Below are 543 nucleotides of genomic sequence, written 5' to 3' on the forward strand. Positions count from 1 at the left end.
GCGAGCAGCCGCCGCGACGGGCGCACGCCGTCCGCGTGCGCGAAGGCGAGCTGCTGGGCGAGGAGGGCGAGGGCGAACGTCGCCGCATAGCGGGGCAGGGGCGAACCGGTGGCGTCCGCGAGCACCTCGCCGCCGACGACCAGCGCGAGCAGGACGGCGGTCGCGGTCACCGGCGCCCGGCGGTGCAGCGCTAGCAGCGGGGGCGCGCAGACGATCGTCAGCAGGTAGACCCCGAGCAGCCAGAGCGGGTGCAGCGCGATCCGCATGACCGTGGCCGTCGTCCCGGCCGGGCTGCCGAGCAGTTCGAGCGCGAGCGGCGTCAGCAGCGCGACGACGGCGAAGATCAGCGCCGGGCGCAGCAGCGGGCTGGCGCGCTCGGCCAGGAAGTGGCGGTAGCCGCCGCCCCGTTCCTGTTCCGCGCGCCAGCCGGCGGCGTTGGCGTGGCCGCCGGCGAAGAAGATCAGCGGGGCGAGCTGGGTGAGCCAGGTGAGCGGCCACCACGCCGTCTCGGCGGCGCCTGCCCAGTGCGCCAGCGCCGTCACG

The 543-nt window shown here is 76.8% G+C and carries 1 pseudogene; it reads right to left on the reverse strand.

The window, feature by feature from the left end:
• Window positions 1-543: pseudogene (locus G3I65_RS13515) on the reverse strand (phospholipase); the annotation flags it as partial.

The organism is Amycolatopsis sp. SID8362, from assembly GCF_010550475.1.
GTDB lineage: Bacteria > Actinomycetota > Actinomycetes > Mycobacteriales > Pseudonocardiaceae > Amycolatopsis > Amycolatopsis eburnea.